The sequence below is a fragment of the Microbacterium sp. SORGH_AS_0454 genome (genome assembly GCF_031453395.1).
GTDB lineage: Bacteria > Actinomycetota > Actinomycetes > Actinomycetales > Microbacteriaceae > Microbacterium.
This window is the reverse complement of record NZ_JAVIYS010000001.1, coordinates 1,121,457-1,139,810: the sequence shown is the minus strand read 5'-3', so window position 1 is coordinate 1,139,810 and position 18,354 is coordinate 1,121,457. Positions and strand designations below refer to the sequence as shown.

General features: G+C 70.8%; 18 protein-coding genes and 2 pseudogenes. 7 read left to right on the top strand and 13 right to left on the bottom strand.

The annotated features are described in order from the left end of the window. Positions 1-12 precede the first annotated feature (12 nt). Positions 13-768 (top strand): hypothetical protein, encoded by a 756-nt coding sequence (locus QE454_RS05230; protein WP_307457341.1) that lies wholly within the window; start codon positions 13-15, stop codon positions 766-768. Positions 769-783: 15 nt separating this feature from the next. Beyond that, a complete protein-coding gene (locus QE454_RS05225) occupies positions 784-1,164 on the top strand; it encodes a VOC family protein (protein WP_307313740.1) in 381 nt (126 codons plus the stop codon). An 8-nt stretch (positions 1,165-1,172) separates the two neighbouring features. Here QE454_RS05225 and QE454_RS05220 read toward each other — a convergent pair whose 3' ends face one another. The 6 genes and pseudogenes from QE454_RS05220 to QE454_RS17240 all read right to left on the bottom strand — a co-directional run. Beyond that, the gene (locus tag QE454_RS05220; protein ID WP_307457344.1) at positions 1,173-2,330 is read right to left on the bottom strand and encodes a hypothetical protein; all 1,158 of its coding nucleotides are present in this window, start codon (positions 2,328-2,330) and stop codon (positions 1,173-1,175) included. Between the two features lie 131 nt (positions 2,331-2,461). Further along, positions 2,462-3,595, bottom strand: coding sequence for an ABC transporter permease (locus QE454_RS05215; RefSeq protein WP_307461153.1), 1,134 nt, complete (start codon positions 3,593-3,595; stop codon positions 2,462-2,464). Between the two features lie 5 nt (positions 3,596-3,600). Next, the gene (locus QE454_RS05210; protein WP_307461158.1) at positions 3,601-4,485 is read right to left on the bottom strand and encodes an ABC transporter ATP-binding protein; all 885 of its coding nucleotides are present in this window, start codon (positions 4,483-4,485) and stop codon (positions 3,601-3,603) included. A gap of 273 nt (positions 4,486-4,758) precedes the next feature. Next, a complete protein-coding gene (locus tag QE454_RS05205; RefSeq protein WP_307457347.1) occupies positions 4,759-5,436 on the bottom strand; it encodes a response regulator transcription factor in 678 nt (225 codons plus the stop codon). Next, entirely contained in the window at positions 5,429-5,713 is a 285-nt protein-coding gene (locus QE454_RS17245) for an ATP-binding protein (RefSeq protein WP_396652981.1), read from the bottom strand. The genes QE454_RS05205 and QE454_RS17245 overlap by 8 nt, the downstream gene beginning before the upstream one ends. Before the next feature lie 208 nt (positions 5,714-5,921). Then, positions 5,922-6,002, bottom strand: a pseudogene (locus tag QE454_RS17240) (hypothetical protein); the annotation flags it as partial. An 831-nt stretch (positions 6,003-6,833) separates the two neighbouring features. Here QE454_RS17240 and QE454_RS05195 point away from each other — a divergent pair. After that, a complete protein-coding gene (locus tag QE454_RS05195) occupies positions 6,834-7,406 on the top strand; it encodes an NADPH-dependent FMN reductase (RefSeq protein ID WP_210076882.1) in 573 nt (190 codons plus the stop codon). A 257-nt stretch (positions 7,407-7,663) separates the two neighbouring features. Here QE454_RS05195 and QE454_RS05190 read toward each other — a convergent pair whose 3' ends face one another. Then, a complete protein-coding gene (locus QE454_RS05190; protein WP_307457351.1) occupies positions 7,664-8,509 on the bottom strand; it encodes an exodeoxyribonuclease III in 846 nt (281 codons plus the stop codon). A 354-nt stretch (positions 8,510-8,863) separates the two neighbouring features. On the opposite strand from QE454_RS05190, the gene pyrE reads away from it, so the two are divergent. Continuing rightward, positions 8,864-9,442: an orotate phosphoribosyltransferase gene (gene pyrE / locus QE454_RS05185; protein WP_210076888.1), complete on the top strand. Its 579-nt coding sequence runs from the start codon at positions 8,864-8,866 to the stop codon at positions 9,440-9,442. A gap of 581 nt (positions 9,443-10,023) precedes the next feature. On the opposite strand, the gene QE454_RS05180 is transcribed toward pyrE, so the two are convergent. The 3 genes from QE454_RS05180 to QE454_RS05170 form a co-directional block, all read right to left on the bottom strand. Then, the gene (locus QE454_RS05180) at positions 10,024-10,170 is read right to left on the bottom strand and encodes a hypothetical protein (protein ID WP_307457353.1); all 147 of its coding nucleotides are present in this window, start codon (positions 10,168-10,170) and stop codon (positions 10,024-10,026) included. A gap of 18 nt (positions 10,171-10,188) precedes the next feature. Further along, a complete protein-coding gene (locus tag QE454_RS05175; protein WP_210075830.1) occupies positions 10,189-11,019 on the bottom strand; it encodes an HAD-IIA family hydrolase in 831 nt (276 codons plus the stop codon). Positions 11,020-11,129: 110 nt separating this feature from the next. After that, complete coding sequence (locus QE454_RS05170; RefSeq protein WP_210075832.1) at positions 11,130-11,300, bottom strand: CsbD family protein; 171 nt, start codon at positions 11,298-11,300, stop codon at positions 11,130-11,132. Between the two features lie 191 nt (positions 11,301-11,491). Between QE454_RS05170 and QE454_RS05165 the strand changes: the two genes are divergently transcribed. After that, positions 11,492-12,439, top strand: coding sequence for an SDR family NAD(P)-dependent oxidoreductase (locus QE454_RS05165; RefSeq protein ID WP_307457359.1), 948 nt, complete (start codon positions 11,492-11,494; stop codon positions 12,437-12,439). Positions 12,440-12,580: 141 nt separating this feature from the next. On the opposite strand, the gene QE454_RS05160 is transcribed toward QE454_RS05165, so the two are convergent. Both QE454_RS05160 and QE454_RS05155 read right to left on the bottom strand, forming a co-directional pair. Continuing rightward, positions 12,581-13,216 carry a metal-dependent transcriptional regulator gene (locus QE454_RS05160; protein ID WP_210075836.1) on the bottom strand — a complete coding sequence of 212 codons (636 nt, stop codon included), beginning with the start codon at positions 13,214-13,216 and terminating at the stop codon, positions 12,581-12,583. Between the two features lie 9 nt (positions 13,217-13,225). Next, positions 13,226-14,557, bottom strand: coding sequence for an Nramp family divalent metal transporter (locus QE454_RS05155; RefSeq protein WP_307457364.1), 1,332 nt, complete (start codon positions 14,555-14,557; stop codon positions 13,226-13,228). A 221-nt stretch (positions 14,558-14,778) separates the two neighbouring features. On the opposite strand from QE454_RS05155, the gene QE454_RS05150 reads away from it, so the two are divergent. Beyond that, entirely contained in the window at positions 14,779-15,486 is a 708-nt protein-coding gene (locus tag QE454_RS05150) for an RNA methyltransferase (RefSeq protein ID WP_307457367.1), read from the top strand. 212 nt (positions 15,487-15,698) lie between these two features. Beyond that, complete coding sequence (locus tag QE454_RS05145) at positions 15,699-16,943, top strand: acyl-CoA dehydrogenase family protein (RefSeq protein WP_307457371.1); 1,245 nt, start codon at positions 15,699-15,701, stop codon at positions 16,941-16,943. Positions 16,944-17,013: 70 nt separating this feature from the next. Here QE454_RS05145 and QE454_RS05140 read toward each other — a convergent pair. Further along, positions 17,014-18,346, bottom strand: a pseudogene (locus QE454_RS05140) (MATE family efflux transporter). Between the last annotated feature and the right edge of the window lie 8 nt (positions 18,347-18,354).

Sequence of the window (18,354 nt, the reverse complement as noted above, 5' to 3'; positions counted from 1 at the left end):
TAGAGTCAACGCATGGACGACGACGTCGAGCTGCGCCGGCTGCGCGAGCGCGTGTACGGGGCCGAGGGGGCGTCCGCGACCCCCGCGATGATCGAGCGTCTCGCCGAGCTCGAGGAGCAGGTCCGCCGCTCCGGCTCCTCCGCCGCCCCCGAGTCCGCGGGTTCGACGCCCGCCCCCGTCGCCCCCGTCGCCATGCGCTCCGTCCCCGGAGCCGCCGCCCCTCTCGAGGGTCCCTCGACCCCCGGAGCCGCCGCCCCTGACGAGGATTCCTCGACCCCGGATGCCGCCCCCCTCACGCCCCGGCGCGTTCTGCGCCTCGTGCTCCTCTCCGTCGGCGCTCTGGCTCTGCTCGGTATCGGCATCGCGATCGGTGCGAGCGTGGCCCCCACCATGGCCGCGACCCCCGATCCCGCGTCGGCGGCCTATCCCGAGCTGACCTTCCCGCAGACGATCGAGGACGTCATCTCGGCCGACATCCTGCGCGACAGCGGGATCGACGCGGGGAGCACGCGCTACATCGCGACGGTGAGCGACTTCCGCATCTACCTCGCCCAGCCCGACGACGGCGACGGACGCTGCATCGTCGCCTTCACCTCCACCGACAATCGACCGTGGTCGGCCGGCTGCGCGAGCGGGGCACAGGAGGGAGCCGCGATCTTCGGGGTCGACGAGACCCTCACCGTCGCGATCGGGGATCCCGATGATTCCGATGTCACCGGCATCCCGATCCGTTTGTCACCGAGTGTCACGGCGTACGTGACGCAATAGCGAAGGAGAACGACGATGTTCCACGCCGATGGCGCCTACTCCGGGTTCGCGGTCGACGACCTCGAGGCGGCGCACCGTTTCTATGCCGACACCCTCGGACTCCGCGTCGAGGTGCTCGAGGGATCGGGCTTTCTCGCGCTGCATCTCGGTTCCGGGGGACGCGTGCTCGTCTACGGCAAGCCCCACCACCAGCCGGCCTCGTTCACGGTGTTGAACTTCCCCGTGGCCGACGTCGAGGCGGCTGTCGACGACCTGCGCTCCCGCGGCGTCGACACGAAGATCTACGACGACGCCGACTTTCCCACCGACTCCCGCGGCATCATGCGCGAGGGCGGTCCGCTGATCGCGTGGTTCCGTGACCCGGCGGGCAACGTCCTCGCCGTCCTCGACGAATGACGGATGGCTCAGCCCATCGCGCGGAGGTCGGTTCCGGTGGCATCGAGGCGGAAGGACTGGTCGCGGTAGTCATCGCGCAGTCCGAACGATATCTCGGGCGCCTCGACGCTGCGGTTGAAGGTCGGGCTGTCCAGGTCGGTGTCGGTCGTGCGGTGGATGAACACCGATCCGCCGTCTGTCGGTAGCCCGCTCTGGGCCGAAGCGTTCTCGATGGCCGGCCAGATGCGGTCGAGAGCCACGTCGGACCACGAGAACTGTTCCTCGGCGAGCTGGGGCTGGCTGCTCGCGGGCCCGTCGTGGCTGACGCGGCCCCCGCGGTAGGTCCACTCGTCGGTCTCGATGGCGCCGGCGCGGACCGGGGCGTTCACGATCACGGCATCCGCGATCACGGTGATCGACACCACTCGATCGTGACCGATCGCCTCCTCGAGCGACCTCTCGGCGCTGAGGAGGGTGTCGGGCCGGCGCATGTCGACGCTCCACCGTCCCTCCGACCACGCGTCGACGGTCAGGCCGAGACCCTCTCGGAACGGCAGCAGAACGGCACCGGCGGCGAGGGCCGCGACCACGGCGAACACCGCGAGTCGAAGGGGACGTCCGCGGCGGCCGATGCCGATGAGAGGCCCGCGGCGACGGCCTTTGTCGATGCGCGTTCCCGGGGGGATCGATCGGACCTCGACCTCGGTACGTGTCGGGATGACGAGGCGCTCGATCTCGGCGGGCGAGAGTTCCCCGTCGACGAAGGCGACCTCGGGGCCGCCCTCGAGCAGGATCGCGACATCGCGTTCGACACCGGACTGGTAGGCCGGCAGCTCGATCAGCGGGACGATCGTGCGGATCGTGGTCGCCCACGCGTCGCCGGTGAGCGCGACCACCGTCACATCGATGTCGCAGACCGGCTGCTCGTTGATGAACGTCCCGGTCTGGCGAACCGAGTCGATGCGGGCGCGTCCCAGGCGGCGGGCGTCGCGAGCCTCGTGGACGGCGGCGGCAGAGGGGAATGACGCCGAGAGACCGCTCGCCAACCGGGTGATGGTGATCGCGAGGATGAAGACCGTGAGCGCGATGCCGAAGATCGGCATCCCGGTGTCCGGATTTCCGAGCAGGGCGACGATCAGAGCCCCGATCACCACTCCCAGGGCGGCGGAAGCAACAAGGCGAAGCACCTGAAAAGCCTAGACGTCCCGGGTGAGCGTCGGGAAAAGGGGGCGGGATGCCGTGGCTCCGGGATCCCGCAGAAGGGCGGGGGTCACCGTGGCCACGGCAACCCCCGCCCGGCTGACCGGACCCGAACCGGTCAGCCCCGCAGAGCCTCGCCGAGCTTGACGCGTGCCCCCATGCGCAGCAGCGAGTTGCGGTAGATGCGGGCGGCGACGCCGATCGCGAGCACGCACGAGGCGAGCAGCACGAGGAGCGAGAGCACGGGTTCCCACCACTGCGCGTCGCCGAGGTACATCCGCAGCGGCATCCCCACCGGAGCCGAGAACGGCACGTACGACATGATCGTCAACACGACGGGGTTGTCGTTGAAGAAGATCACCAGGAAATACGGCGCCATGATCAGCATCGTGATCGGGGTGGTCGTCGCTCCGATGTCCTCCTGCCGCGAGACCATCGCTGCGGCCGCGGCGAACAGCGCCGCCAGCAGCACGAAGCCGAAGAGGAAGAAGATCGCGAACCACGCGATCGGGGCGCCGAGGGCGTCGAGCACCCCCGCTTGGCCGGTGACGGCCAGTCCCACGACCGCGACGGCGGCGAGCAGCACGATCTGCGCCATCGCGAGGATCGTGTTGCCGAGCACCTTGCCCGCCAGGAGCGCCCGCACCGGAATCGCCGAGATGAGGATCTCGACCACGCGCGTCTGCTTCTCTTCGACGACGCTCTGCGCGATGGTGCCCCCGAAGGTCGTCGCGGCGATGAGGAAGACGAGGCCGAAGGCCAGCGCGATGAAGTACCGCAGCACGTCGGCGGCGGTCGAGCCGGGCTCGAGCCGGTCGACCGGCGGGGTGTCGCTCAGCATCTGCAACAGGGTCGAGGGGACGCTGTCCTTCACCACGACGGTGAAGTCGAACGCCGAGTCCGACGAGCCCGGGACCAGGGCGGCATCCACCGTCCCGTCCGCCACGAGAGCGCGGGCGGCGTCGTCGCTGTCGGCAACCGTCACCTCGAGTCCGTCGAGGCCCGACACATCGCCCTGCGTCTGCGAGGTGACGGCGACGGGGATGCCGCTGCCGCTGGCGTTCGAAGCGGTGAAACCGCCCCAGAGCACCGACGCGAGGGCGGCGACGATGAGGATCGCGGTGGAGATGACGAATGCCTTGCTGCGCAGCTTCGAGCCGATCTCCCGCTCGGCGACCAGCCAGATGCTCTGCACCTCGCCGGGCGCGCGGTGCGGTGCGGCCTTTCGGGCCGGTGCCTGCGCGGTGGTCACGGTGCTCACTGGATGACCTCCTTGAAGATCTCGGCCAGGGTGGGCCGCTGGGGGGAGAAGCTGGCGACGTCGCCGCGTCCGACGGCTTCGCGCAGAACCCGCTGGGCGACGAGGTCGTCGTCGGCGTCGAAGAGGGCGTAGCCGCCGTCGAAATCGATCACGCGCACCCCGGGCTCGTCGCGCAGCCACCCGGTGTCACCGCGCGAGACCAGCTCGTACCGGTGGGTCGCGTGCTCGGCGCGGAGGCCCTCGCGGCTTCCCGCCGCCCGGATCGTGCCGTCGGCGATGATGACGAGGTCGTCGCAGAGACGCTCGACCACGTCGAGCTGGTGGGAGGAGAACAGCACGGCCGCGCCCTCGGCGGCCTTCTGCTGCAGGACGCCGGCGACCACGTCGACCGCCAGCGGATCGAGACCCGAGAAGGGCTCGTCGAGGATCAGCACCTCGGGCTCGTGAACGAGCGAGGCCGCGATCTGTGCGCGCTGCTGGTTGCCGAGCGAGAGCGTTTCGATGAGGTCGCCCAGGCGCTCGCCGAGTCCGAGGCGCTCGAGCAGGGCCGTGGCTTTGGCATTCGCCTCGGTCTTGCCGAAGCCGTGGAGCCTCGCGAGGTAGGCGATGTGCTCGGCCACCTTCATCTTGGGGTACAGCCCGCGCTCCTCGGGCATGTACCCGAAGCGACGGCGGTCGGAGGCGGTGACCGGGGCGCCGTTCAGCTCGACGGCGCCGGCATCCTTGCCGAGCACGCCCAGAGCGATGCGCATCGTCGTGGTCTTTCCCGCGCCGTTGCCGCCGACGAAACCCGTGAGGCGCCCGGGGGCGACGTCGAAGCCCACCCCGTCGAGCACGCGGCGTCCGCCGTAGCTCTTGGTGATGCCGTCCAGATGGAGCACGATGCATCCCTTCTTCTCGATGTCTCCCACGCTAGGGATCCGGATGCCGCGTCGCCTCCGCCCCGGGACGGTTCTGCGTGTCCGCCGCACGGGGGAGGGCCCCTCCACCGCGGGGCTGCGGCGAGGCGCCCTGATCACCCTCGATCGCCGAGATGACCCGCGGTGCCGGCGATCACCGCCCGGCCCGGCGGGCGCGGCGGTTCGGCGGGCGCGGCGGTTCGGGCACGGCACCCAACCCGACCGGCCCCGGCCCGGCTGGCGCCCGCGCCGCCGTCAGGCCAGACCGTGCCGGTGGGCCAGCACCACGGCCTGCACGCGGTCGCGCGCGCCGAGCTTCTGCAACAGGTTCGACACGTGCGTCTTGACCGTCGCCTCGCCGATGAACAGGCGCGCGGCGATCTCGGCGTTGCTGAGCGCCTCGGCCACCAGCCGCAGCACTTCGCTCTCGCGCTCGGTGAGAGGCTCGGTCAGACGCAGCGGCTCGATCGTCTCGGAGGAAGCGGATACCGGCACCTCGGCACCCTGTGAGGCGAAGCGCTCGATGACCCGGCGCGTGACCTCGGGTGCGAGCAGCGCGTCTCCGGCCCCGACGATGCGCACCGCCGAGACGAGCTCTTCCGGGCCGGCGTTCTTGAGCAGGAACCCGCTGGCCCCGGCGGCCAAGGCCGAGAAGAGGTAGTCGTCGCGATCGAAGGTCGTGACGATGAGCACCGCCGCGTCGGAGGCGGGGTCGGCGGTCAGCTGGCGAGTGGCTTCGAGGCCGTCCATGCCGGGCATCTGCACATCCATGCAGATCACGTCGGGCCGCAGGCGCGCCGCCGCCGCGAGTGCCTCGAGCCCGGATGCCGCCTCGCCCACGACCTCGATGTCGGGCTCGAGCGACAAGATCGTGCGGAAGCCGGCGCGCATCATGGCGTGGTCGTCGACCAGCAGCACGCGCACCTCAGACATGTGCCACCCCCGCCGGCGTGAGGGGCACGCGCACGCGCACGAGGTAGCCGCCGCGCGAGCGCGGCCCGATCTCGATCGTCCCGCCCGAGACGGCCGCGCGCTCGCGCATGCCGAGCTGTCCGAGCCCCGGCGTCGACGAACCGCGGCGTCCTGTGTTCGAGATCTCGAGCTCGACGGCATCCGTCTCGAACCTCAGGCGCACGTCTGCGCTGGCATCCGGCCCCGCGTGGCGGCGCGCGTTCGTCAGCGCCTCCTGCGCGATGCGGTACAGGTTCACCTGCACGAGGGGAGGGGGATCGCACGCGGGATCGCCCACGACGGTGAAGGTCGAGGGGAGCCCCGCGGCGGTGGGCGTCGTCGACGAGGGCCTGGATCGAAGTCAGCCCGTGAGTGGTGGGCGCGGTCTGGGGGGCGGCGTCGCCGTCGGGCGTGCGCAGGGTCTCGAGAAGCTGGCGCAGCTCGTGCAGCGAGGCGCGCGCGGAGCTCTCGACGCTCGCCAGGGTTTCGCGAGCGGCGTCGGGGTCACGCGTCAGGAGCGACCGGGCGACCCCCGCCTGGACCCCCATGAGCGAGACGTGGTGGGCGACGACGTCGTGCAGTTCGCGCGCGATACGAACGCGGTCGAGGGCGACGGCCTGCGCCGCGGTCACCTCGCGCTCGGTCTCGAGCTCGGCGGTGCGTTCCTCGAGGGCCGCGCGCTCTCGCATCTGCTGGTGCGAACGGTCGCCGAAGTAGTAGGCACCCCCGAAGAAGAGGGCGTTGATCCCGATCATCAGCAGTTGGTAGGCGACGAACGGCGAGAAGGCGCCGGCGCGCGAGAACGCGCCTCCGGTGATCCCCTCCACCGGTTGCGTGGCGTCTTGGAACATCACCACGAACAACCAGGCGAACATCCCCACGATGATGGCGACGCGCACGATCGTCGCGCGGCGGCGGCTCGTCTCCCACGCGCCGACCGTGTACAGCGCGATGAACATGGCGATGTTCCCGGCGTAGATCTCGGGGATGCGGAGGGTCACGGCGAGGAAGTACGCGAACGATACGATCACGGCCACCACCGACGGCCAGCGCCGACGCAACGCGATGGGGGCGGCGAGCACGAACACGTAGCCCACCGCGAGGGCGAGCGAGGCCTGCTTGTCGCCGTAGAGGCCCGACACCGACGACAACACCGCGCTGAGCAACCCGCCGAGCAGCAGCACGACCGCGAGCACGATGTCGTTCCGCTGTTGCGCGCGCGTGATCCGTGGCATCCCTCCACGCTAGAGGCGACCTGCGACACCTGCATCCCCCGCACGGCGGAGTCAAGAGGAGGGGGAATACAGGTTCGACCGTGATGCTTGCACGTGAATGAATCAGGGCGCTCGGCGCCCCCGTCGTCCAGAAAGAGGATCATCGTGACCGACTACACGATCGGCTACATCGTCGGCAGCATCTCCAGCACCTCGATCAACCGCCGTCTGGCGAAGGCACTCGAGAAGGTCGCCCCCGAGGGCGTGACCCTGAAGGAGATCCCGATCAAGGATCTGCCATTCTACTCGCCCGACTACGACGGGAACTTCCCGGAGGTCGCGACGGAGTTCAAGAAGGCGATCGAGGACGCCGACGGCGTGTTCATCGTCACCCCCGAGTACAGCCGCTCGATCCCGGGTGTGCTCAAGAACGCGCTCGACTGGTCGGCGCGCCCCTACGGCGAGGCGTCGTTCAACGACAAGCCCACCGCCGTCATCGGCACCTCGCAGGGCGGTATCGCCACCGCCGCCGGTCAGCAGCACCTGCGCGCGGTGCTCCTGCACTACAACGCCCTGGTCCTCGGTCAGCCCGAGGGGTACATCCAGTCGACCCCCGGCCTGTTCGAAGAGGACGGCACCGTCACCGACGAGGGGACCGCCGCGTTCCTCCGCTCGATCATCGAGGCGCTGGTGACGCTGGTCCAGCGCACCGCTCCCGCCGAGGTCCCCTCGGTCTGACGCTCCCGCACGGCGGGGTCGGGGTTCGCTCCGGCCCCGCCGTCGTGCGTTGCGGGGTGCACTCTTCGCGCGCCATGCGTTCGCGGCGGGATCGGTTCCCGCGGCGGTCCCGCAGAATCGGGTGGATGCAACGGACGCCGGTCATCCGGCGCCTGAGCTCCGAATCTGTTGCCGTGGGTTCGAGTCCGGTGCCTCGCGGGCACGCCGATCGACACACCTGCACGGGTGGATGCCTCCGGATGCCGCGACCTCGGCGTTCAGCCGAAGATCATCGGCAGGTCGTCATCGTCGTCGGCGTCCGACAGCTCGAGGTCGGCGACGACGGGGACGTGGTCGCTGGGGACCTCGCCCTTGCGTTCGTTGCGATGGATCTCGGCGCCGTGGACGGCGTCGGCGAAGGCGCGCGAGCCGAGGATGAAGTCGATGCGCAGACCCTCGTTGCGCGGGAAGCGCAGCTGCTTGTAGTCCCAGTAGGTATAGCCGGTGGGGATGAGCGGTCGCACCACGTCGGTGAGCCCCGCTGTCTCGAACGCGGCGAAGGCCGCCCGTTCGACCGGCGAGACGTGCGTGCTCGCACCCTGCACGATCGTCGGGTCGCCGTTGTCGTCGTCGGTCGGGGCGATGTTGAAGTCACCGGTCAGCGCGAGGGGCAGGTCGGGGTCGGCCGCGAGGGTATCGGCCGTGTACTGCCGCAGCTTGTCGAGCCAGTCGAGCTTGTAGGTGAAGTGCGGGTCGTCGAGCCCGCGGCCGTTGGGCACGTACAGGCTCCACACGCGGACGCCGTTGACGGTGGCGCCGATCGCGCGGGCCTCCTGCGGGAGGTCGGGCCCCTCTTTGCCCTTCTCGAACCCGGGCATGCCGGGGAAGCCGATCTCGACGTCCTCGAGAGGCTCACGGCTCGCGATCGCGACGCCGTTCCACTGGTTCAGCCCGTGCGCGGCGACGTAATAACCGGCCTCCTCGAAGGCGGCGTACGGGAACTGCTCCGTCTTGCACTTGATCTCCTGCATCGCCAGCACGTCGATGTGCTCGCGCACGCAGAACTCGACGGTGCGGGTGACGCGGGCACGGATGGAGTTGACGTTCCAGGTGGCCAGGCGCATGGCATCCAGCCTACTTTCGTGCGCCGACATCGCCGTGCGCGCGAGGCGGTCGCGGCCCGTCGCGCGGAGCCGGTGGCCGACATTCCGTTCGGGTCGCCGATGGGGCGGCGTGCCGGGGTCGAACTCCGCGGGACGGCGGGCGGCGCGCCGGAGCGGTTGAAGGACCGTCGTGCGGAGTGTGCGGGCGGCGTGCCGGGTCGGTTGGTGGGCCGTCGTGCGGAGTGCGCGGGCGGCGCGCCGGCGTCGCCGCAGCAGGGGCGGAGTGTCGGGGGAAATCTCCGCACGACGGATGCCGCAGACCCGCGCCCGGCAGCGGCCCGGTCCGCGGCGGGGCAGGGCAATAGAATCGACGCCGTGACCACCGCCTCCACGCCCGAGCTCGAAGCCGACCGTCAGGCCCTCATCGGCCTCATCAAGGACGAGGCGGTGTTCCACGGCGACTTCACCCTCTCGAGCGGCAAGAAGGCGACGTACTACGTCGATATGCGCAAGCTCACCCTCGACCACCGCGCCGCCCCCGCGATCGGCCGTCTGGTGCTGGACCTCGTGAAGGACCTCGACGGCGTCGTCGCCGTCGGCGGCCTCACGCTCGGCGCCGACCCCATCGCCAACGCCGTCATGCACGAGTCGGTGCACGCCGGAACCCCGCTCGACGCGTTCGTCGTGCGCAAAGAGCCCAAGGACCACGGCCGCGGTCGCCAGATCGAGGGCGCCGATGTCGAGGGCAAGCGCGTCGTCGTCGTCGAAGACACCTCGACCACCGGCCAGTCCGCCCTCAAGGCCGTCGAGGCGTTGCGCCGCGCTGGTGCCGAGGTCGTCGCTGTCGCCGTCATCGTCGACCGCAAGACCGGAGCGCAGGCAGCGATCGAGGCCGAGGGCCTGCAGTGGCTGGGATCCATCGACCTCGACGACCTGGGCCTCGCCCCGCAGTAAGCAGTCCCGCTCCGCCGGACCCTCGGCCGGTGCGTCGGGGCGTCGCCGCGCTGTTACGAGAACAGGGTGGTGCGACGAGAACAGGGCGTTTCGTGGGGTTTCGTCCTGTTTTGGTGGCATCCCCTGTTTTGGTGACGGGGTGGTGGATGCCGGTCCCTGGGCGCCCGGCCGGGGTGCAGCCGCCGGGGTGCGTCGGTGTGTCGCCGCGCTGTTTCGAGAACAGGGTGGTGCGACGAGAACAGGCCGTTTCGTGGGGTTTCGTCCTGTTCTGGCGGCGTCTCCTGTTTTGGTGACTGGGGTGGCGGATGCCGGCCCCTGGGCGCCCGGCCGGGGTGCAGCCGCCGGGGTGCGTCGGGGCGTCGCCGCGCCGTTACGAGGACAGGGTGGTGCGACGAGGACAGGGCGTTTCGTGGGGTTTCGTCCTGTTTTGGTGGCGTCTCCTGTTCTGGTGACGGAGATGGCGGATGCCGGCACCCCGGCGCCCGGCCAGAGCGCAGCAGCCGATCGCGTCGGCGCGCCCCGCGCCGGGACCCGTCTCAGCTCGGCCCGTCTCAGCCCGGCCCGCCTCAGGCCGACCCGCCTCAGGCCGACCCGTCGCCCGGCCCGTCGAACGGGTCTCGCCGCCCGCCGCCGCCGCGACGCGGACGGCGCCACTGCACGATGAAGGCCACGAGCGTTCCCGCCGTGATGAAGAAGGCGACAATGAGCCAGAGCGTACGGTCGTCCATGGTGTCTCCTCGTCGGGGTCAGAGACCCGCTTCGAGGCCTTCCTCGCCGTCGGCGAGGTCGGACTCGAGGGGCTCCTGGCGCACGAGCTCGGCGACCGAGCCGAGAATCTCGTCGGGGCGGAAGGGGTAGCGCTCGATCTCTCGCTGGTCGCTGATGCCGGTCATGACGAGCACGGTGTGCAGCCCGGCTTCGATGCCGGCCACGATGTCGGTGTCCATACGGTCGCCGATCATGCCGGTGTTCTCGCTGTGCGCACCGATGCGGTTGAGGGCCGAGCGGAACATCATCGGGTTCGGCTTGCCGACGATGTACGGCTCCTTGCCCGTGGCCTTGGTGATGAGTGCTGCGATGGCTCCGGTCGCGGGCAGCACGCCCTCGGTAGAGGGGCCCGTGGCATCCGGGTTCGTGGCGATGAAGCGGGCGCCCCCGCGGATGAAGCGGATCGCCTTCGTGATCGCTTCGAAGGAGTAATTGCGGGTCTCGCCCACGACGACGTAGTCGGGCGTGGTCTCGGTCATGATGAAGCCCGCCTCGTGCAGGGCGGTGGTCAGCCCCGCCTCGCCGATGACGAAGGCGGATCCGCCGGGCATCTGCGACCGGAGGAAGTCGGCGGTGGCCAGAGCCGAGGTCCAGATCGAGGACTCGGGCACGACGAGACCGGACGCCCGGAGTCGGGCACTGAGATCACGCGGGGTGTAGATGGAGTTGTTGGTCAGCACGAGGAACGGGGTGCCCTCGGCCCGCCACTGGGCGAGCAGTTCGGATGCCCCGGCGATGGGGGTGTTCTCGTGGACGAGAACGCCGTCCATGTCGGTCAGCCAGCACTCGATATCGCCTCGGGTCCGCATGGGGCCCAGCCTAGACCCGGCCACCGACACGCTCCCAGGGGTGGTGCTGCGCGGACGAGCGTGGGCGGGCCCGACCGGAAGTCGTGGCCCGCCCGACCGCGGATGCCGACTTACTTGAAGGTGTCCTTCACGTCTTCGCCGGCCTTCTTCGCGTCGGCCTTGACCTGGTCGGCCTTGCCCTCGGCGGCGAGCTTGTCGTTGTCGGTGGCGTTGCCGATCGCTTCCTTCGCCTTGCCCACGATGTCCTGGGCGGCGTTCTTGATCTTGTCGTCGAGACCCATGATGTGACTCCTCTTCGTCGTCTCGGCGTCGGCGGCGAGGGGATCTCGTCGCGACGGAGCGGGTTGCTCACGGATGAGACGCACCCCGAGCGCGATTCGTCACGCGACGTCGCGAAAAACTTCTCGCCGCGGGTATTCCGTTCGCGGAATGCACCCGTGACGGACGCGCCCGATCTCGTTAGGGTCGAAGGGTGACGCGAACCGAATGGGACCCCGAGAACCTCCCGAACCTCTCCGGGCGGTCCTATCTCGTCACGGGCGCCACTCGCGGGCTCGGCTTCTTCGCGTGCGAGCAACTCGCCGCCGCCGGTGCCCACGTGCTGCTCACCGGCCGAAACCCCAACAAGATGTCCGCGGCCAAGGCGGCCATCAAGCGTTCGACTCCGGATGCCAGTATCGAGACGCTTCTGCTCGACACCAGCAACATGGGCTCGGTGCGGGCCGCGGCCGCCACGGCCCGCGCGCGCGGGCGGCTCGACGGGCTCCTTCTGAACGCCGGCATCGTCCACCCGCCCAAGGATCGCCAAACCGCCGGCGGCCACGAGCTCGTCTTCGCCACGAACGTGCTGGGCCACTTCGCCCTGGCCGGCGAGCTGCTCAAACCCCTCGCCGCTGCCCGCGGCCGCATGGTCTGGGTGGGCAGCATGTCGACGTCGCTCTGGCGGCACGTACCCACCGATCCCGAGCTGCGCGAGGGCTACTCGCCGTGGCGCGCCTACGTGCAGTCGAAGGCCGCGACGACCGCGTTGGCCCTCGAGGCGCAGAAGAGGCTCCTCGCCCACGGCGTTCCGATCCAGAGCCTCGTGGCCCACCCCGGCTACTCGACGAGCGGCCGCACGCGCGGCGTTCGCGGCGTCAACGAGCCGAGTCGGCTCACGCGCTTCCTCGACAACCTGCAGGCGCCGATCACCCAGTCCAAGGAGCAGGGCGCCTGGGCCCTCGTCCGCGCTCTCGTCGACCCGTACGCCGAGGGCGGCGCGATGTACGGACCGGCGCTCGTCGCCCGCGGAGCCCCGCGCGTGGCGACCCCGGCTCGCCGGACGCGGGGCAGCGAGCTCGGTGCCGACCTGTGGCGCGCGTGCGAGACGGCGACGCACGTGCGCTGGCCCTTCGATCGGGCTCGGCGCGCGGCATCCTGAACCCGGCCCTGGGCCACCGCTGAGCGGAGGAGCATCGAGGGAGAACCTCGCTCGGGTCCTCTTCTCGCCGGATCCCCTCCCGTGCACCTGCCGCGGCTCGCGCGAGATGTCTGCGGCGCACGCCGGGCGAGACCCCGGCTCTCAGCGCGTGAGCCAGACCGAACTGCCCGCGCCGGCCGGCAGCGTCACCTCGACGCCGTCCGCGCGCACGACGTCGTCGCTGAGCACTTCGAGCTCGTGCCCGACGTCGATGCCGTTCTCGACGAGCGCCCGCAACAGTTCGGGGTCGCGGTCGCTCACGCGAAGAACGCGTCCGGCGTGTCCGGCCGACGCCTCGGCGAGGAGCACGAAGGGCTCGCGGTGCACCGAGCCGTCGGCATCCGGGATCGCGTCTCCGTGGGGATCGAAACGCGGGCGGCCGAGTCGCTCGTCGATCCCCTCGAGCAGGCGGTCGCTCAGGGAGTGCTCGAGCACCTCGGCTTCGTCGTGCACCTCGTCCCACGAGTAGTCGAACTCGCGTACGAGCCAGGTCTCGATGAGGCGGTGCCGGCGGATCACGCCCGCTGCGCGGAGTCCGCCCGCGGGGGTCAGCGACACCGGTCCGTACGGCCGATGTGTGACCAGACCCTGCGCGGCGAGCTTCTTGACCATCTCTGTCACGCTCGAGGGGGCCAGGCCCAGCACGCTCGCGAGCTGCGAGGGCGTGATCGGGCTGTCCTGCCACTCGGTGTGGTGGTAGATCGCCTTGAGATAGTCGTCGGCCACGGGCGATTCCACAGCGTCAGCCTAACCGCCGGTGAAGACCAACCACAGGAGCAGGGCGTTGAGGGCGATGAGGAACACGGATGCCAGCACCCCGGCCGCCGTGGTCGCCGCGCGGTTGCGATAGTCGCCGAGCACATCGCGTCGACGGGTCAGGGCCACGAGCGGGACGAGTGCGAACGGGATGCCGAACGACAGCACGACCTGGCTGAGCACGAGCGCGAGGGTGGGGTCGACGCCGAGGGCGAGGATCACCAGCGCGGGGACGAGAGTGACGAGCCGGCGGGCGAGCAGGGGGATGCGCGCGTGCAGGAGCCCCTGCATGATCTCGGCGCCGGCGTAGGCGCCGACCGAGGTCGAGGCGAGACCGCTGGCGAGCAGGCCCACCGCGAACAGGGTGGCCACGAGCGGGCCCAGTCCCGCGCGCAGAGCCGCGTACGCGCCTTCGAGGCTGTCCGTGCCCTCGACCCCGGCGAGGTTCGCGGCGGCGAGCAGCAGGATCGCGAGGTTGACGGTACCGGCGACGGCGAGGGCGATCGTGACGTCCCACCGGGTCGCTCGCAGCAGGCGCGGGGTCGAGATGCCTCGGGCTTCGGCGAGGGCATCGGCGCGGGTCTGGGCGGTCGCGTCGGCGAGCCGGTGGGTGCCGTCGCCGCTCGCGGCCGGATCGGCCCCCGCGGGTGCGAAGCGATCGCGGGCGAGGGCGGAGTGCGCGTAGATCGCGTGCGGCATGATGGTCGCGCCCAGGATCGAGGCGGCCAGCAGGACGGAGGTACTGCCCTCGAACCGCGGAACGAGACCCGCGATGACCCCGGCGGGCTCGGGCGGGGCGAAGAACAGCCCGAAGGTGAAGCCGACGGCGATGATCAGCAGCAGCCCGATGAGCACCGTCTCGAAGGCCCGTGCTCCGCGCCGTGTCTGCACGAGCAGGAGGCACATCGAGATGACCCCCGTGATCGCGCCTCCCCACACCAGGGGGATGCCGAAGAGCAGATGCAGAGCGACGGCACCGCCGATGACCTCGGCGACATCGGTGGCCATCGCGACGAGTTCCGCCTGCAGCCAGTACGCACGACGCGCCCAGGGTCGGCGGATGCGGTGCCCGAGCGCTTGGGGGAGGCTCTCGCCCGTGACGATGCCGAGCTTCGCGGAGAGGTACTGGATCAACCAGGCCATGACATTGCCGAGCATCACGACCCAGACGAGCAGGTAGCCGAAGGTCGCGCCCGCGGTCATGTTGCTCGCGACGTTGCCCGGATCGAGGTAGGCCACGCCGGCGACCATGGCCGGTCCGAGCAGCCAGAGTGCGCGCCCGGATGTGTGGCGGCGATCCACGGCATCCATATTTTTCGGCATCCCGAAACCGTACCAATATTTCGGGCGACCGAAAAGTGGCGACGACGGGTGCGGCGATCACACGCCGGGCGCGAGGCGGCCCCGGACGCGGCCGGTACGACGCGCGGCCTCGCGCCTGTGCCCTCGACCCGCGGCGGGCGAGTGCGTCGCGGTGGGCGGCCTGTCCGCGGGGGAGGGCGCCCACCGCGGGGCGGCGCGCAGCGCGCGGGTAGCCTGAGGACGTGACGCAAGCCGACGAGACCGCGCCGGCGCCGACCGACGCCGCCGAGCCCCGATCCGCGCATGCCGACGATCCGGCGCCGCGGTCGGACGACGTCGCAGCGGCACCCGCGCACGGCGTCGGTCCCTGGCCCGGCGGCCCGGACGCCTGGCCCGACGACCCGCGTTACGACCGCGAGCTGCTCGAGAACGGCGACACGCGCAACGTCGTCGACGTCTACCGCTACTGGAGCATGGACGCGATCGTGGCCGACCTCGACGACAAGCGGCATCCGTTCCACGTCGCGATCGAGAACTGGCAGCACGACCTCAACATCGGCTCCATCGTGCGCAGCGCCAATGCGTTCCTCGCGACCGAGGTGCACATCGTGGGCAAGCGCCGCTGGAACCGTCGCGGCGCCATGGTCACCGATCGCTACCAGCACGTCCGTCACCACGAAGACGTCGCCGCCTTCACCGCCTGGGCGCGCGAGGCGGGACTCCCGGTGATCGCCGTCGACAACGTCGAGGGGTCGGTGCCGGTCGACCGGGCCGAGCTCCCCGAAGCGTGCGTCCTGCTGTTCGGTCAGGAGGGGCCCGGGCTGTCGCCCGAGGCGATCGAGGCGGCCACCGGCGTGGTCGAGATCACCCAGTACGGTTCTACGCGCTCGATCAACGCCGCGTCGGCCGCCGCCGTGATCATGTACGAGTGGTGCCGCCGCTGGGCGTGAGCTGCGCCTTCGTGACGCCACCGTGTGAAACGCGGGGTCTTTGTCGGTAACGCGCTGCCGCTGGGCGGCGCGACGGTTGTTTACTGACGGCACCCGGTTGCAAGACCCGCGGGGAGGAGGAAGCGCCCCGCCGCGAGTCGCGCAGCCTGCCCTTCGCCGGTGGCAGCCGGTGAAGGACGCGACACCGAATCACACTCCTGGAAGGAATGACCATGACGACCACGGATTCAGCGACGACGGACCTGGCGGACCGCTGGCGGGACGCACCCGCTCCACACGATAGCGCCGGCTGGATCGCGCGCGCCCGCGAGGTGGCCGACATCTTCGCCGCCGACGCGGTCGAGCGCGATCGGGCGAATCAACCCCCGTTCACCGAGGTCGCGCTCCTCAAGGCATCGGGCCTGGTCACGCTGCTCGGCCCCCGCGAGCACGGCGGCGCCGGCGAGACGTGGGAAACGGCGTACAAGGTCATCCGCGCGGTGGCCCGCGGCGACGGCTCGATCGGCCAGCTGCTCGGCTACCACTACCTGTGGGCGTGGGCGGCTCGGCTCGTGGCGACCGACGCCCAGATCGCCGCGGTCGAGGCGCTGTACACCTCGAACGCCTTCCTCTTCGGCGGGGCGGTCAACCCGCGCGACTCCGACCTCGTCATCCGCGAAGACGGCGGCGATCTGATCTTCTCGGGGCACAAGTCGTTCTCGACCGGCGGCCGAGTCTCCGACCTGACGGTGCTCGAGGGCGTGCTCGAAGGCACAGACACCCATATCTTCGCCATCGTCCCCACCGCGCAGGAGGGCATCGTCTTCGCCGGCGACTGGGACAACCTCGGCCAGCGCCTCACCGAGTCGGGGTCGGTCGAGATCCGCGACGTCCGGGTGCCGTGGGCGGATGCCGCGGGCTTCGTCGACAAGCAGTTCCAGCCGCTCGTCTACAACACCCTCAACGTGCCGGCCATCCAGCTCGTCTTCGCGAACTTCTACCTCGGCATCGCACAGGGAGCCCACGAGACCGCCGCGGCGTACACGCGCGACCGCACCCGGCCGTGGCCGTACGGCGGAGACGACAAGCAGCGCGCGACCGACGAGTGGTACCTGCTCGAGGGGTACGGGACGCTGCAGTCGAAGCTGTGGGCCGATGAAGCGCTGCTCGACGCGGTGGGCGCCGAGATCAGCGCCGTCCTGCACGCTCCGCGCGAGGAGCTGACCGAGCACCGTCGCGGAGAGATCGCGGTGCGCATCGCCGCCGGAAAGCTGCGGATCGTCGACGACGGTCTCGAAGTGGCCTCGAAGGTCTACGAGCTCACCGGGGCTCGCGCGACGTCGAACGCCGTCGGCCTCGACATCTTCTGGCGCAACCTCCGCACGCACAGCCTGCACGACCCCATTGCCTACAAGAAGCGCGAGGTCGGCGAGTACGTGCTGCTCTACCAGGTGCCGGTCCCCACCTGGTACACGTGATTCCCGGGGGCGGGGCGCCCACCGGCGTCCCGCCCCGCGCTTCGTCGAGACCGGTGCCGACCACAGGACGTCAGGCGCCCGCCGTCATCCAGCGCCGCCCGCGCACCCGCAGTCCGAGGGTGAGCGCCCGCGCCACCATGTAGACGCCGAAGAACGCCGCCGCCAGCCACGCCAGACCGACGGCCCCACCGCCGGCGAACAGCGCCACCAGCACGAGCGCCGGCGCGTAGGGCACGAGGTTCAACAGCCCCGCCAGAGCGAGGTAACGTGCATCGCCGGCCCCGATCAGCACGCCGTCGAGCACGAAGACGAACCCGGCCAGGGGCTGTGCGACGGCGAGCACCAGCAGCGCCGGTTGGATGAGCGCGGCGATCTCGGCATCGCCCGTGAAGATCAGGCCGATGACGCCCGAGGCGGCGGCGAGCACCGCCCCCACCGCGACGCCGGACCAGATGCCCCAGGCGCTCGTGCGCGAGAGCACCCGACCGACCGCATCGGTGTCGCCGGCGCCCAGGGAGCTGCCGATCAGCGCTTGGGCCGCGATCGCGAGGGCGTCGAGGGCGAACGCCGCCGTCGAGAAGATGGTGAAGGCGATCTGCCATCCGGCGAGCTCGGCCGAGCCGAGCCCCGTCGCCACGGCGACCGTGGCCAGGAACGCCGCGCGCAGGCTGACCGTGCGCAGGAAGAGCCACCCGCCCGAGCGGACGGTGCTGCCGAGGCTCTCGCGCTGGAACCCGAGGGATGCCGTGTGCACCTGCGCCAGTCGCCGCGCGACGAGCACGTAGGCGCCGACCATTCCCCACTGCGCCACGACCGTGCCGATCGCCGAACCCGCGATGCCCCATCCGAAGCCGTAGATGAACAGCGCGTTGAGCAGCGCGTTGGCGCCGAAGCCGAGGCCGGCGATCCAGAGCGGAGTGACCGTGTTCTGCATGCCGCGCAACAGGCCGGTGGCGGCGAACACCACGAGCATGGCGGGCAGACCCCACATCGAGATCGCGAGATAGGTGCGCGCGTTCTCGGCGACATCGGGCGCGGCGCCGAAGAGGTCGACGATCCCGGGGGTCGCGAGAGAGCCGGCTGCGGCCAGGAGGGCACCCAGGCAGAGCGCGAGCCACATGCCGTCGATCCCGACGCGCACGGCCCGGCCGTACTCGCCCGCACCGTAGCGCCGCGCGACCGCGGGCGTCGTCGAATACGCCAGGAACACCATGAGCCCGACGATCGTCTGCAGCACGGCCCCGGCGATCCCGAGGCCCGCGAGGGGAGCGACACCCAGGTGGCCCACCATCGCCGCGTCGACGATGAGGAACAGCGGCTCCGCGACGAGCGCGCCCAGGGCGGGGGGGCAGGGCGAGCCGCAGGATCGAGCGGTTCAGCGTCGCGGGCTGCGGGGTCGTCACGGTCCGAG